Consider the following 14,560-nt stretch of genomic DNA (forward strand, 5'->3'; position numbering starts at 1 on the left):
CTGATCCCATTCTCTTGTTTAATACAAGTGTGATTGCTGCTGTTAATGTTGTTTTACCGTGGTCAACGTGACCTATTGTACCAATGTTAACATGTGGTTTTGTTCTTTCAAATTTAGCTTTACTCATGCTTGCCTCCTGGAAATTTTTAGTTATTTTTATTATATCACAAACGTTAACAAATTACATTTTTTAGGGGAAATTGTATTATTTTTTGTAAATTAATAAAAATGATGAAAAAATTAAATCAATCAAAAATATGGGAAATTAAAATTCCCCTTGACTAATGACACTGTGTCACTTATAATACAAGTATGACAAGGTGTCATTTTATTTTAAAGGAGGAATTTTATGCCGAAGCAAACTTTTTATAATTTGGATGATGATAAAAGAAATTTGATTGATAAGGTTCTAAAAGATGAGTTTTCCAAGAAGCCTTACAAGGATTGCAATGTGAAAAATATTGTGGAGAGGCTTTCTATTGCACGCGGGAGTTTCTACCAATATTTTGACGATTTAATGGACTGTTATTTTTACATTTTGGACGAGTACACTCAAGATGTTCATTTGCTTTTTATGTCGATTTTACAAGAAAATCACGGCGATGTGTTCAAATCGTTGGATGAATTTGGATGTAGAGTTTGTGATTTGATTTTCTCAGAAGACGAGTACAATATTTATAAGTTTAAGTATTTGTATTGGAATAGCGAGCTTGAAGATGGCTGGAAGGCTAAGAAGAAGGAATATTACGAGATTTTTCACGATGATAAGGGTAGTATGGATCAGGAGCTTATTTATTTTATGAAGGCTATTGTTCACGGTTTGATTGAGAGAAATTTTAAAGAAGAATGGTCGAGAGATATTTTCATTGAAAAATATAATTTGCATATTAATTGGCTGAAACGAGGTGTTGAGAATGAAAATATTTGAGAGTTTATTTGATGTAATTTATTTGTCAGTATTGGTGGCTCTTGGTGTTAGATTATTGTTAGAAAAAACTAAGGGTGCAAATCTGTTCGGTATTATGGCGATTGTTTTGGGCTTGGGGGATGGATTCCATTTGCTTCCAAGGGTGATTTCGCATTTGAGTCCGGGAGGTTTCGAGGCGCACGCTGCGGCTTTATCGTGGGGACAATTTGTGACGAGCATTACGATGACGATTTTTTACGTGCTTTATTATCATTATTACCGCTTGCAAAGTAACGATACAGATAATTCTAAGAAATGGATGATTTATGGTTTGGCAGCTTTGAGGATTATTCTTGTGTTATTGCCACAAAATAATTGGGGAAGTCGTAACGGAAATTATATGTTCGGAATTTACAGGAATATTCCCTTCTTGATTATGGGAATTCTGTTGATTATATGGTCATACAAGAAGAAGGATATGGCTTGTTTCAAGCACATGTGGCTTTCGATTTTCTTATCATTCTTGTTCTACGTTCCTGTTGTGTTGTTCAGCAAAACTATTCCTGCTATTGGCGCTTTGATGATGCCAAAAACTGTGGCGTATTTCTTGATTGTGTGGTTTGGGTTCAAATATTTTGTGAGTGATTTCGGCGCAAATAATTTGTTCGCAAATTCGATTGCGCTTTTGGTTGTGGGTTTAATTGGCGGCGTGTTCTACCGTGAATTTACGAAGTTTTACGCTTTTACAGATGCAACTCATCTTAGCAAAATCCACGTCCATACTTTAGTTTTGGGATTTTTCGTTAGTTTGTTGATGTATTTGTTGGCAAAAGATATGAAAGATGTAAAAGTTTTGAAGAAACCTTATGAGATTTATCTTACAGGACTTGTGTTCACTGTGGTAAATATGGTTGTGATTGGAATTTACGAGGTGGTTAGTGAGAGAACGGATGTGATTGTTCGTGCGGCAATCGACGGAACTTCTGGAATCGGTCACATTATTCTAGCAGTTGGAATTGTGTGGATGTTTGTGATAGCATATAATTTAAGATTAAAATCAAATAAATAGCGAAAAGCAGCTGCGATTAGCTGCTTTTTGTGTGTTTTGTAGTTCTCTTTGGGTATATATGTAATGAAAGTATTGTAAATATCTAAGTTAACAAAAGGAGGATTTTATGATTAAGAATTTCGAAAAAGCCTGTGTAATTGGCGGCGGCGTTATTGGTTCATCGTTCACTTTGCTTTTTGCTATGGGTAAGATGGATGTTATTAGTTACAACAGAAGTCTGGAAAGTGAAGAAAAGACTAAGAAGATTATCGAAAAATACGTGGACGAATTGATTGAGAAGAAGGTCGTTGCGGAAGATAAGGAAACGATTTTATCAAGAATCAGCTATACTACGAACGAACAAGAATCGATTGAATTTGCAGATATTGTGGAAGAGTGTATTCCAGAAAATTACGACGTGAAGAAGGAATTCGTGAAGGTTTTCGAAAAATACGCAAAGCCTGATGCTGTTTTGTGTTCAGCAACATCGGGACTACTAGTCACTAAAATCGCAGAAGATGCTGAGCGTCCCGAAAGAATTTTCGGAGCGCACCCTTACAACCCACCTCATTTGATTCCACTGATTGAGATTTCACAAGGAGAAAAATCCGACCCAGAAACTGCGAACGCTCTTCGTGAATTGTTCGTTAGATTGGGCAAAAAACCTATCATCATCAGAAATGAAGTTCCAGGTTTTATCGCAAATAGACTTCAAGCCGTGGTGCTTCGTGAAATGATGGATTTGGTGGACAAGGGAGTCGTTAGCATGGAAGATTGTGAAACTGCGTTGACATTTGGCCCTGCAATTCGCTGGGCAATCATGGGTCCTGGACAAATATTTGAACTTGGAGGCGGTGAACACGGACTTCAAGGTTTACTTGACCATATCGGCCCTTCGATGGAAACTTGGCTAGAAGATGCTGCTACATGGACGAAATTCACAGACGAAATCAAGAAGAAAACAGTCGACGGAGTTCACGAAGCAATCAAAAACAGACCACAAGACATCGGCAACACTCACGAAACTCTTGCAAAATATCGTGACGGAATGCTTGTCGAAATACTAAGACTTCACAAAGATTTTAAAATTTAATGATATAATGTAAAAATCTCCCGAGTGTTTCGGGAGATTTTTGTGTTTATTGAATGTCTTTTGAATTAAATTTTCTAATTTCGTTTATCGTCTTATCTATGACATCGCTGCCCAAATTCGAGTACAGCTTTTTGTCCCCAATTATACAAAACTCTTTTTTGGCTCTAGTTGCTGATACGTTCATTATGTTAGGATTTTCTGAGCCCATTGCCCAGTTTGCAGCCCCTTTGCTCTTTTCATCTGCGCCTAAAACCAAGAATACTATTGGTGCTTCTTTTCCTTGGAATGTGTGAACAGTTCCCACATTTGTCGGGCTGAATTTACTATCGTATCTCGTGAATTTAAGATCTTTTGCGAGTTTTCTGGATAAATTATACGCAACATTTTTAAATGGAGATATTACATAGACTTGGTCTTTCTTGGATTTATCTAAAATATCTTCGTTAGATTCTGATAATTCTCTGATTTTTTGAACTAATAAATCTCCTTGCTCTTTGACATATTTATTATCTGCAGATCCACCGACATCATACCACTCTGCTTTTCCATCTGATTTATTGCCTTGAACCATGTTTCCACCGTAGGAAATTTCGTTCGAAATGTTGAACATTGGATATTTGCAACGTCTATGCACCCATAATGGAATTCCTATCCAATCTTCAGGATTATTCAAATCTTTGTAAAATCCATATTGACTAACGCTGTCAATAAGTGTCTGTGTTGATGCATCTTCTGATAAATAAGCTTCGCCAACTTGATAATTTCGTCCCAGCAAGCTTAGTATATATGAATCTAGTGTTAGGACTGGTTTGATTTGCGCTGGATCTCCAACTGCCATTACGTGTTTACATCTAAATATTGCTCCTACACTTGCTTGTGGCAAAGCTTGACCAGCTTCGTCAATAAATAAATGTCCCAGTGAATTTGCTTGAATATTTGAAAACATCCTTCCCATACTTGCAAATGTGGAACTTATAACTGGAACCACCATGTTTATCCAGTTCCAAGCTTGTTGTATAACGATGTTTTTGTCCAAGTGCTTTTGTTGTTTGCTCCATATTATAGTTGCAGCTTCAATATTTTTGATATTTTCATACAAGAATTGTTTTCGAACTTTCAATGCACTTATGAACAATTCTGACTGAATTCTACGATACTCTTCGTCAAACCAAGGATTGCTCATTTGTAAGTCATCATATGACAATGAAAAATCCAAGACATTGACATCTGTATTTACAGATACATCCTTCAAATCTCTGATTTTCGCTTCTAGTTTTTTGATTTCATAATCGTCACTTTGAGTTGCTTGTACAATCTGTGATTTTTTATCTTCTACAAGCTTATTTCCGTATGAAATTTGAGATTCAATGGCTTTTAACTCTTGTGTAAAATCATCTAGCATTGATTTTGTGGTTCTTTCCTTGTCTAATATTTGTAGCAACTCGTCGGAATATTTTCTCATCTGTTCATCATATGATTTTTTTCTACTAAATTGGAACAATCCCGGTTTCTGTAATTTCAAAACATCAATGCTATTTTCAATCATTTTCTTATCTTCACTTATATTTGACGATGCCTTGTTCAATTCATCAACTTTTTGACTTAGTTGATTCTTATTAGAAGATAATTTTTTTAATTTCACATTAATCTCTTTTACAAAACTACTGAATTCATTCTTTCTAAATTCTACATTTTTGTTGAAATCCGATTTTTTTCTTATTAATTCGTACTCAAATCTATCAACAGAAAAAATTTTGTCCGATAATTTCTGCCTTTTATCTCTGTAAGACAATGCTTCTTTATACTTTTTTTCAAATTCATTGTAGACATTATCATCTGAAATGTAATTAGTTTTTAAATCTTCAATCACATGCTTTAACGCTGTGATTATATATTTCATGTTTTCTGATCTTCCACCTTCAAGAGAAAACAATCCCCAGAATTTTTCCTCTGAGTTTTTTTCAGATTCTAACTTTTCGATGTTTTTACCATTTTCTTTGACCCATTTTGTCGAAACTTTAGAGTTTGAGATATCTTTAAAATAATCTATTTCTTTTAAATCTTCAACCAATGACTCATCAATTTCAGATATTAGAGGAAGTTCATCTACAATGTTTTTTACAGCTCCATTATTGGAACTTGCAACAATAATTCCATTTTCTGCTATTTGAGATGGTAGCACACCAATTGAAGCCTTGCACGACCCGTTATCCCAATAAACAGTCTCATCATTACCAGCGATTTTTTTGTTTTTTAATTGTATAATTTCATATGACTGTTTTAATAATAGTTCTGAAAAGATGTCTTTTAAAAGTGTAGTTTTCCCTGTTCCAGGAGGTCCATTCACACTTCTCATATTATTAGAATCGTATCCTATTGACAAATTGATAGCGACTTGCTGCATAAAAGATGGCGCAAATTGAATATTACTTGGAAACCTTGACAATGGATAGTTTTTAGGCTGCAAAATATCTACAAAAATATGCCTGTTAAACTTAGGAGATGTGCTTCTACTATCCAAATCCTTTCTATTTGAATTGTTTCCCGTCAAATAATCATTCAAGTTTTTTGATTGAACAGATTTTGCTTTTTGCAAATCATTAACGAAAAACGAGTGTAGATTAGTTGCATCGGTCTCCAAGTTTTTCAAAGGTTTCATCCTGCAGTTATTAATGTCTATTTTATTAGTTTTTAAGATGTTTAAAATAGCCTTATTAAACCATTCTTTGTATGGTTTATCTTCTGGACAGTCAAATATTTCTTGGATTTTTTTGCTAAAATCTTCCTCAAACTCTTTGAACTCTTTTTCTGAAGGAATTGTATGAAAGTTTCTAATGTAAGAACTTTCCGTCAAAAAAGTCATATCAGAGCTTAGCTTAAAATCTTTATCGAAATACAATGCGAATGAAAATTTGTTTCCCAATGTGATTTCTTGATTAGATACGGGAAGATTGAATTTATCTCTCAAAAAATCGATCACTTCCGTGAATTTGAAAACATCAAAATATACAACTATTCCGCCTTTTTGATATGGCTTCAGATTAAGATATTTAATATTTTTCTTAAATAAATCATAGAAATCATCATTCTTGAGATATTGAAAAGTTAAAAGTTTAGTGTCTCTTAAATTGATATCTCCCTCCGATAAATGCTCCACCATAATCCATGATTCTAATATTTTTTCTTTCTGGTTCATGTTATGCTCCTTTGTTAATCGATTTCATTTTTATTATTTCTATATTTCCATTGATTATAATCTCAATTATCGTGCCATTGTCATCCTATCCTAATCTATATTTTTTGACAAAAGCTTCATTAGCTTTCAGGATTTCTTTGTATTCAGTAATCATATTATAAAACGTGGCTTTTTTTAATCCAGATTTATCCAAGAATTCCTTTGAAGAAATGTTATTATTTTCCCAATTCTCATACAATTCTTCCCAATTATTTGGAAAATCAATTTTATTTCTTCCCGAGTTGTTTTTCCTATTTCTAGGAAGCTCGATAATGTTTTTGTTGTTTAAGAGAACAGAGTCTAATATTGTGCTTAGAATAGCTTTATTCATCGGCTGAGATACGCCGTATTTATAGGTGGATTCTATATTAGAAACAACGAGACATTTCCCGTTTTCAATAAAATATTTAAGAGAATTGGCGATGTCTCTTTCGTTTATTCCGAGGGATTTTAAGCTTCCGATAATTAAAATATCGTCATTGGTCATCTCGATTTTTATCTTTTCTAATTCTTGAAAGCTTCTCATGTGTTCGACACTTACACATATGTCTGAATCTTTTTTGTGAATAATTTCCATGATGTCTTCAAAAATAGAAATATCTTCTGTTGTTTTGGTGTAAATATACAATACCACCTCTACTACCTCCTAAAAAACTTGACCAACTTACTGAATCTAAAACCCAATGCTTGTTCAAGTTCCAATCTGTTCACTGTAATTTGGGACATATCCTTCTTATCTGAATATTTTGCTTCAAATTCAACAGGAAGAGAATTTGCCCAGCTTTCGAGTATTTTCCTAGAGCCTTTGTCAGTTCCTGATGTTATCATTATAACCTTTGTTTTAATTATAAAGCATTTGGGTTCATTTTCCCATAGTTTCCTAATTTCTTCTATGGCATCTTTGGAGATGTATTTTGCATGATATGAAAAATCATCATTCCAACTGAGTTCTCTTACATAATCTGGAAGTTCGTAGCCAAATTCTTTGAATATATCTATTAAAGTTTTGGATGAGATTTGCATCATGTCAGGATAGTAATCATCAGCGATATCATTTGATTTAATCATGTAGTCGATAAGATTGTCCACTTCTGTAATCATCCTTCTAAGATATTCTCTGTATAAGGAGTTTGTTGCTTTGACTTTCATATTCTTACTAATTCCATCGTAGGACAGTGGGTCTATGTCAGTTCTAAGTCCAGCATTATATCTCAAAAACGGCATTCTCTTTCGTTCCGGTTCTTCTGGGTCACTCACGCTATTACTTGCAAATATAATCAATGGTTGTTCTTCTCTTTGGATGATTTCACATTGGTGACTATTTTTGATTTTTTCTTTAAGCCTTGCGTAATAAGGCCCATCTATTTCATCAATAAAAATCGGAATTCCCTTGTAACTCTCAAGCATGGCATCAATGTTTTTTGTGGGTACTGTTTTAACAGAGAATGCTTTTAGCTGTTTATTGGTCATTAATTTTAGAATAAATTCTGTCATAAAACTTTTACCTGTGTTGGAACCTTTGGATGCCAATAATGTATATAATGGTAGGCTTGATGTCGGGATGTTTTTTATGTCAGCTATACATCTTATTTTTGCGTGAAACGGTGAAGAAAACAAAATATTTAAAAGCTTATAGTGGGAATCTCTAACTTTGTCCACATCTCCAACGAAATCTTTCTTGTAATTATCAAAAGCTTCAAATAATAAGTCGATATCATTTTTAACATCTTCTTTTTCGGGATTTAGGTCTAATGATTCTTCATCCAAAAAAGCTTCTTTTGTGTCGAAGTTGAAGGTTAATTTCGGATAATCTTTTTCTATTTCTTTGACATCTATCCTTTTTCTTTTTAGTCTTTTGGCATTGACGCTGATTTTATTGATAATATTCGGCAGTATTTCAATGTATCCATTTTTCGAGTTCGTATTTATATTTCGTACAAGCTCTTTGTTCTTCTCCATAATCTTGTCTGCATCAATTGTATATCTGATTTTTTCGTAAACTTCTCCGCTATTTTGTGGTTGTTCTAAGACGATGGTTTTTTGTGTTTTCAGTGCTTGTTTGATTATAGGAATATCTTTTTCTGGATTATCGGTCTTTTTCGATGCTACCACATCTTCTGGTATATCATCTGATAGCCTCCAAGCTGTTTCAAAATCTTGTGTATAAGCAACGTATGCCTCAAAAGTGTCATCCACCTCATAAGCTTCCAGCTGATCGCCCGACCAAGCTCTTCTTGTCATATTAGCAGAGCCTTTGATTACTCTTGTTTGTCCATCATTTGATTTAAGAAGGTAGATTTTTCTGTGATCTATAACATACTTTGGAGATTTTATTAACAAAGATCCTTCTCTCATCATTTGTACCAAATCTTTTTCTGATCTCACAGCATCAGCTGCCATTTCTGACAATCGCATGTTTTCTGCGAGTAAATAAGCTTCTGATGTAAGCTCATGAAGTTCGCTGTCTCTTCTGGTCATAAACCTTCCGCCTAAGATAATTTCTCCATAGTCAAACATCTTCATAATTTTATTTACAAATTTGATGTCATAAGAAAAAGTAATAGCCCTGATTTCATTGAATCCGAAAAACAGCTCCTCCACATCTTTATAGCTAATGTCTTTGAGCTCAACATGATATATCTTGTGCTTCGTACCTGATTCAGCTTTTTTACCATTTCCATCAACAATTCTCAGCTTTTCAATATTTGTGCCAGTATCAAATATGTTTAATTGATTCATAAATGCCTCCAATTTGTTAGTCTAAAAAAACACGACTATTGTTAGACTAATTATACCCATATTCTAATATTAATCAACCATTTTTAGACTTTTTCGTTAAAAAATCCTCCGACATTATTATTGGCAAACCAATAAGAGTTCGGAAGATTTTTGTGTTTATTAAATTTCTGTTTTATTTTTGTTGTATGTGCTTAATCACGTTTGCTATATTGTCAATAGGTCATAGTTTTTGGGTATCATTTTGGGTATCATTTTGGGTATCATTTTTGCCTTTTTGGGTATCATTTTTACCTTTTTGAGTATCATCTTGTGCATGTGGAACATTCCACGAATTTCACAGACGAAATCAAGAAGAAAACAGTCAACGGAGTTCACGAAGCAATCAAAAACAGACCACAAGACATCGGAAACACTCACGAAACTCTTGCAAAATATCGTGACGGTATGCTTGTCGAAATACTAAGACTTCACAAAGATTTTAAAATTTAATGATATAATGTGAAAATCTCCCGAGTTTTTCGGGAGATTTTTGTGTTTATTGATTATTTTTTTGAATTAAATTTTTGAATTAACAAGATATTTTCATTTCTGAGATAATTTTTCCCACTCTTCACGTGTAACACCGTATTTCATACTGTCGTAATATGTGCCGTTCCAATAGCGAACTTTTCTGATTCTTGCCTCTTGAATGAATCCGATTTTTTCTGCAGCCTTCATCATTCGTGGATTGCCGCTAAAAGTAGTCAGTCCTAGATGTTCGATTTGTGGATTATCATTGAACACTTCGCTTGTCCACAATTTGAGGGCTTTCGTTCCTATGGATTTGTTCCAGTAATTTTCGTCGTAAATCACAATCCCTATCTCCATCCATCTAGTTTTCTCATCAACCCAATTTTGAGATACCATACCAACGACAACACCGTCTACTAATATAGCTCTGCAATTGGGTTGTTGAAGATATTTCCAAATACCAGATTTTTCAAATGACTCTAAGCTTTCATAATGAACATAATCTTCAAAATACGGTCCGTTGAACTTGTTCCACTCGGGTGATTCTTCGCAAAATCCATCTCTCCATATCTTTTCCTTGTGCTTATCATCAAATCTCTCTAATTGTATTTTCATTTTCTCTCCTTGTATAATTAACACATAATAAATTAGTGTTCAAATTTTTGATTTTGCAGTCCTACCCCCGTATTTCTGATCCACTGTCATATATCTGATGGCTTCCATCAAATGTTTTGCTTCGATGTTTTCTTTTCCGTCCAAATCGGCGATTGTACGTGATATTTTGAGTATCATTTTTCGGTATCATCTTGTGCATGTGCATCTTTTTGTGCATTATCTTGTACATCGCCCTGTGCAACACGTTGCAACTTACTCAAGTCTCTGCTTATTGTACTTCTTGAAACCGAGAATATTTTTGATAGTTCTAATGTTGATATCTCTGGGTTTTCTTCGAGTATTTTTATTATTTCTTGACGTCTTTTTTTCAGGTGTATTTTTCTGTACATCTCCTTGTGCATGTGCATCTTTTTGTGCATTGTCTTGTGCATGTGCACGTGCAACATTTGGTAAGGCTTATTAATATCATTTAATCTTCCAAAATCCAGATCTTGAACTTCCTACATATTCTAGTTTACCTTCATCTACTAAAATTTTCATATCTCGTCTAATTGTAATCTTGGAAACTAAGAACATTTCTGCCAATTCTTGTGCTGTAATTTTAGGATTATTTTCCAGTATATCCAATATTTTCATCCTCCTATTGCGAGGACTTAATTTCATTGATTTATTTTGGGTATCATTTTTGCCTTTTTGGGTATCGCCTTGTGAATTTGTATCAACTTGTGCATCTTTTTGCACAGAATAATTTAAGTTTTTCAATATTATAATAAATTTAGTTTCTGTAGATACAAACTCAGGCATCATCTTATTAGTGAAGTTTTCTTCTGCTTCATACGCTTCAATTATTTTTCTAAGACCCGAACCACGTCTTTCCATAAGATCCATTCTGGCAAAAAGATCAGCTAATATAGGATTCCTTCTTACAGACGAAACATTTAAAGGATTTAAATCCTGAATAAATGTTAAATCAGCCATTCCTCCTGGCGAAAATATTTCTAACCTATCATCGTAGATATCAATGTGAACTTCACTTCCAACGACTGAATAATCTCTGTGAATTAGTGCATTAACAATTGCTTCTTGGACAGCTCTTTCCGGATATTCAGGATATTCTATTCTGTATATTGGTCCTTTTTCCCACATTTTCTTCGAGTTTCTTTTGACAAAATCTAAAGACGCTTTTAATAGATATATAATATTGCCTTCGAATTCTTGATCGTCTAATGCATCAATTCTGCCGTTTGCTTTTGTTAGTCCATTCCATCTTGTGCAGAAAACTCTGGATTGATATATTTGATATCCATCGGCAAAAAGTGCACCTGCAATTGTGAGATGTCCATTTTCATTAATAAGTCCAAATGATTTTAAATCTTTAGTCTCGAAAGTTTTGGATGTCCTATTCTTGTATTCTATTTCCAATTCTTTAAAAGTAACATCATCTATTGTTTTATTAAATTCCAATGAGTCAAAACTTACGTGCTCCGCTTTTAATGATAAATTCAATAAATCTATTCTTGTAGCAACTACACTTTGATTCCCCACCCTTTTAAATGCTGTCCTAGAACCACTATCAATTACAAAATATGGAGTATTTTTTCCTTGGTAGATATCTAAAATCAAAATAATTCTATCATTAATTTGCTTGAATTCCATGTCAAACTCAGGGATAGGATCTACTTTTGTTTTAATAGTTTCACTTATAAACTCAGAATCTTTTTGAAAATCTTCCAGTCCAACAATTGTGTTGTCTTCCTTGACACCAAATAATAGTTTGCCACCTTTTGAATTTGCAAATGCAGATACAGATTTTAACCATGATTTCGGTTTATTTTTTTCTAACTTTTCTTTTTTATCGTACAGATTTGTTTCTCCAAGAAAATATTCTAATTTTAGCTTGTCATTCATAATCTACCCCCAGTATTTCTGATCCACTGTTCTATATCTGATGGCTTCCATTAGATGCTTTGCTTCGATGTTTTCTTTTCCATCCAAATCAGCGATTGTGCGTGATATTTTGAGGATTTTGTCGAATGATCGTGCGGAGAATTTGTATTTATCGAATGCCAACTGTATGATGGAGTTTAGCTCGTCGTTTAATTTGCAGTATTTTCTAATTTGTCGTGTGTTCATTTGTGAGTTGGTTGTGATGTTTTCTTTTTCGAAGCGTTGTTTTTGGATTTCTCGTGCAGCTTCGACTCGTTTTTTGATTTGTTCTGATGTTTCGCACTTTTCATCTGTTGTGAGTTCGTCTAATTTTACTGGCGAAACTTCGACATGGATGTCAATTCGATCAAGTATAGGTCGGCTGACTTTGTTGAGATAGTTTGCGATTTGATTTTGTGAACAAGTACATTCGTGGTTAGGATCGCCGAAGTATCCGCACGGACACGGATTCATTCCTGCTATAAATAGGAAATTTGCAGGATATGACAAGGACGCGTTGACTCTTGTTATGGTTATGTTTTTCGTTTCAAGTGGTTGGCGCAACACTTCTATTGTCGATTTGGAAAATTCTGGAAGTTCGTCCAAGAACAATGCTCCATTGTGAGCGAGGCTGATTTCCCCTGGTTTTGGAACTCTGCCACCGCCTATCAAACTCACTTGGCTTGCGGTGTGATGAGGCGAGCGAAATGGTCTTGTGGTTACGATGTTTTTTTCTCCGAGTAATCCTGCTACGGAGTAAATTTTCGTGGTTTCCATTATTTCATCAAAGCTCATGTCAGGCAAAATCGTGCTGAGTCTCATTGCTGACATTGTTTTTCCGCTTCCAGGAGGTCCAATCATCAACAAATTGTGAAATCCCGCTGCTGATATTTCCATTGCGCGTTTAAGAAATTTCTGTCCTTTTATGTCAGAAAAATCAACGTCGTATTGTATTTCTTGCTGCATGATGTCAATGTCATCTAAGATTTTCAATTCTTGTTCGCCATTCAAAATCCTGATGATTTCATCCAAGCTTTCCACACAAACCTTCTCGATTCCTTTGACCATACTGCATTCTTGTGCGTTTTGTTTGGGTATGTAAACTCGTTCGTATCCCAAATCTTTCAGTGACAACACCATGCACAACGATCCATTCACTGGATTCAATCTTCCGTCCAATGATAGTTCGCCGATGAACGTCCATTTATCTGAAAAATCTTCCACAACTCCCATTGATTGCAAAATAGCCATGGCGATTGCAAGGTCTAGCTGAGATCCTTCTTTCCTCAAATTTGCAGGTGCTAAATTAATCGTGATACGTTTCACAGGAAATCTGATTCCAGTGTTTTCAATCGCAGAGCGCACTCTTTCCTTGGATTCTTTTATAGAAGTGTCGGGAAGACCTACAATGTTAAACGAACGCAGACCATTCGCAAGGTCGCACTCGCATTCCACGACATACCCGTTCAACCCTTCTAAGCAGCACGTGTTTACTTTCGAATACATAATTTCTCCTTGTTACCTAATTATTAATGTGATTTCTATCGAAAAATGGACAATTAAGTCTATTGATTTGATATTGCAACAGACATTAATCATCAAACAATTTTATACAAACTTATTATATATATTATATCACTGTATTTGGACAAATAAAAAACGGTGCAGACAAAATCTACACCGATACAATATCTTTATTGTTGAGATTTTTTCACGATTTCTTGTACAACTTCGTCCTTTTCAATTTGCTCTGAAACTCTCTTGATATTTGGATATTCTTTCCAAGATTTTGGAGTCATTTCACTCCAACGAGTAAGAATATAAACGTAAGGATCTAATACTGTTTTCTTATTTTTGTAAACGTGATCGCCATCACCAATCAAACGGTCCAAATGAGTCATCATTTTATCGATAGTTTCAAATGATTTTTGTTTGATTTTATCAATCTCTGCTTCGTCAGTTGATGTTGTCAAGCCAGCTGGTACGAACAACGCTTCAAATGCTGGATGAAAATCTCCAGTCATAAAAGCCATGATTTCATCGAATTGGAACTTATCTTCAGGGCTTTCATCTGCTCCCAAATCTTTTTCAGGGTATTTGTTCAAAATGTAGCGAAGAATCGCTGCCAATTCGCTTCTCGCCCTTCCCTCTCCAATATCTAGTGCTGGAACTGCTCCCAACGGATTTATTTTTCTGTATTCATCTGTTCCAAGTTGTACCTTTTCTACTTCATAATCTGCTTTCGCCCATTCCAAAGCAATCCAGCAAGCAACAGCGCATGTGCCTGGTGCGTAATATAATTTCATAACATTCCTCCTTTTGTTTTACTGTAAATTGTATACCCTTTATTCTTTTTTAATAATCAAATTGATTGGGCAAATCATTGGGCAAATTTGAAAATTTGTGTGACAAATTTCTCGGATAAATTTTTGAAAATTCAAATTAATGTGCTATAATAATCACAGAGTGTTTAACACGAAGGGGTAC

Annotated in this window: 13 protein-coding genes and 1 pseudogene; 4 read left to right on the forward strand and 10 right to left on the reverse strand. The window is 34.4% G+C overall.

Annotated elements, in window-relative coordinates; genetic code table 11:
- Window positions 1–127, reverse strand: a 127-nt coding sequence (locus ACU68W_RS05760) for a GTP-binding protein (protein ID WP_242430359.1), incomplete at its 3' end; no start/stop codon positions are given.
- Between the two features lie 222 nt (window positions 128–349).
- Here ACU68W_RS05760 and ACU68W_RS05765 point away from each other — a divergent pair.
- The 3 genes from ACU68W_RS05765 (at window position 350) to ACU68W_RS05775 (ending at window position 3,048) form a co-directional block, all read left to right on the forward strand.
- The gene (locus tag ACU68W_RS05765) at window positions 350–928 is read left to right on the forward strand and encodes a TetR/AcrR family transcriptional regulator (RefSeq protein WP_094205039.1); all 579 of its coding nucleotides are present in this window, start codon (window positions 350–352) and stop codon (window positions 926–928) included.
- Window positions 915–1,976: a DUF2871 domain-containing protein gene (locus tag ACU68W_RS05770; protein ID WP_316510976.1), complete on the forward strand. Its 1,062-nt coding sequence runs from the start codon at window positions 915–917 to the stop codon at window positions 1,974–1,976. The genes ACU68W_RS05765 and ACU68W_RS05770 overlap by 14 nt, the downstream gene beginning before the upstream one ends.
- A 106-nt stretch (window positions 1,977–2,082) precedes the next feature.
- Window positions 2,083–3,048, forward strand: coding sequence for a 3-hydroxyacyl-CoA dehydrogenase family protein (locus ACU68W_RS05775; RefSeq protein ID WP_446756269.1), 966 nt, complete (start codon window positions 2,083–2,085; stop codon window positions 3,046–3,048).
- A 46-nt stretch (window positions 3,049–3,094) separates the two neighbouring features.
- Here the strand turns inward: ACU68W_RS05775 and ACU68W_RS05780 are convergent, their stop codons facing one another.
- The 3 genes from ACU68W_RS05780 to ACU68W_RS05790 form a co-directional block, all read right to left on the reverse strand.
- Window positions 3,095–6,244, reverse strand: a complete 3,150-nt coding sequence (locus ACU68W_RS05780) for an AAA domain-containing protein (protein ID WP_446756270.1) — start codon at window positions 6,242–6,244, stop codon at window positions 3,095–3,097.
- An 85-nt stretch (window positions 6,245–6,329) separates the two neighbouring features.
- Window positions 6,330–6,917 carry a resolvase gene (locus ACU68W_RS05785; RefSeq protein WP_311437697.1) on the reverse strand — a complete coding sequence of 196 codons (588 nt, stop codon included), beginning with the start codon at window positions 6,915–6,917 and terminating at the stop codon, window positions 6,330–6,332.
- A gap of 5 nt (window positions 6,918–6,922) precedes the next feature.
- Window positions 6,923–9,022, reverse strand: coding sequence for a phospholipase D family protein (locus ACU68W_RS05790; protein WP_446756271.1), 2,100 nt, complete (start codon window positions 9,020–9,022; stop codon window positions 6,923–6,925).
- A gap of 315 nt (window positions 9,023–9,337) precedes the next feature.
- Here ACU68W_RS05790 and ACU68W_RS05795 point away from each other — a divergent pair, with 315 nt between their 5' ends.
- Window positions 9,338–9,511 (forward strand): hypothetical protein, encoded by a 174-nt coding sequence (locus ACU68W_RS05795; protein WP_446756272.1) that lies wholly within the window; start codon window positions 9,338–9,340, stop codon window positions 9,509–9,511.
- A 93-nt stretch (window positions 9,512–9,604) separates the two neighbouring features.
- On the opposite strand, the gene ACU68W_RS05800 is transcribed toward ACU68W_RS05795, so the two are convergent.
- The 6 genes and pseudogenes from ACU68W_RS05800 to ACU68W_RS05825 all read right to left on the reverse strand — a co-directional run bounded on the left by ACU68W_RS05800 (window position 9,605) and on the right by ACU68W_RS05825 (window position 14,379).
- Window positions 9,605–10,147: a GNAT family N-acetyltransferase gene (locus ACU68W_RS05800; protein ID WP_446756273.1), complete on the reverse strand. Its 543-nt coding sequence runs from the start codon at window positions 10,145–10,147 to the stop codon at window positions 9,605–9,607.
- 39 nt (window positions 10,148–10,186) lie between these two features.
- Window positions 10,187–10,321: pseudogene (locus tag ACU68W_RS05805) on the reverse strand (magnesium chelatase subunit ChlI family protein); the annotation flags it as partial.
- The gene (locus tag ACU68W_RS05810) at window positions 10,321–10,578 is read right to left on the reverse strand and encodes an HTH domain-containing protein (protein WP_446756274.1); all 258 of its coding nucleotides are present in this window, start codon (window positions 10,576–10,578) and stop codon (window positions 10,321–10,323) included. The pseudogene ACU68W_RS05805 and the gene ACU68W_RS05810, both read right to left, overlap by 1 nt.
- 34 nt (window positions 10,579–10,612) lie before the next feature.
- Window positions 10,613–12,055 (reverse strand): ATP-binding protein, encoded by a 1,443-nt coding sequence (locus ACU68W_RS05815; RefSeq protein ID WP_446756275.1) that lies wholly within the window; start codon window positions 12,053–12,055, stop codon window positions 10,613–10,615.
- 3 nt (window positions 12,056–12,058) lie between these two features.
- Complete coding sequence (locus ACU68W_RS05820; RefSeq protein ID WP_446756276.1) at window positions 12,059–13,579, reverse strand: YifB family Mg chelatase-like AAA ATPase; 1,521 nt, start codon at window positions 13,577–13,579, stop codon at window positions 12,059–12,061.
- 188 nt (window positions 13,580–13,767) lie between these two features.
- Window positions 13,768–14,379, reverse strand: coding sequence for a glutathione S-transferase family protein (locus ACU68W_RS05825; protein ID WP_446756277.1), 612 nt, complete (start codon window positions 14,377–14,379; stop codon window positions 13,768–13,770).
- Between the last annotated feature and the right edge of the window lie 181 nt (window positions 14,380–14,560).

It is taken from the genome of Finegoldia sp. P2-F-LR (assembly GCF_052932265.1).

What these genes read in the sequence shown, in the direction of transcription:
- ACU68W_RS05820 (WP_446756276.1), bottom strand. Translation starts at nt 13,579, where the DNA reads ATGTATTCGAAAGTAAACACGTGCTGCTTAGAAGGGTTGAACGGGTAT.
- ACU68W_RS05780 (WP_446756270.1), bottom strand. Translation starts at nt 6,244, where the DNA reads ATGAACCAGAAAGAAAAAATATTAGAATCATGGATTATGGTGGAGCAT.
- ACU68W_RS05800 (WP_446756273.1), bottom strand. Translation starts at nt 10,147, where the DNA reads ATGAAAATACAATTAGAGAGATTTGATGATAAGCACAAGGAAAAGATA.
- ACU68W_RS05765 (WP_094205039.1), top strand. Translation starts at nt 350, where the DNA reads ATGCCGAAGCAAACTTTTTATAATTTGGATGATGATAAAAGAAATTTG.
- ACU68W_RS05790 (WP_446756271.1), bottom strand. Translation starts at nt 9,022, where the DNA reads ATGAATCAATTAAACATATTTGATACTGGCACAAATATTGAAAAGCTG.
- ACU68W_RS05810 (WP_446756274.1), bottom strand. Translation starts at nt 10,578, where the DNA reads ATGCACAAGACAATGCACAAAAAGATGCACATGCACAAGGAGATGTAC.
- ACU68W_RS05775 (WP_446756269.1), top strand. Translation starts at nt 2,083, where the DNA reads ATGATTAAGAATTTCGAAAAAGCCTGTGTAATTGGCGGCGGCGTTATT.
- ACU68W_RS05825 (WP_446756277.1), bottom strand. Translation starts at nt 14,379, where the DNA reads ATGAAATTATATTACGCACCAGGCACATGCGCTGTTGCTTGCTGGATT.
- ACU68W_RS05770 (WP_316510976.1), top strand. Translation starts at nt 915, where the DNA reads ATGAAAATATTTGAGAGTTTATTTGATGTAATTTATTTGTCAGTATTG.
- ACU68W_RS05815 (WP_446756275.1), bottom strand. Translation starts at nt 12,055, where the DNA reads ATGAATGACAAGCTAAAATTAGAATATTTTCTTGGAGAAACAAATCTG.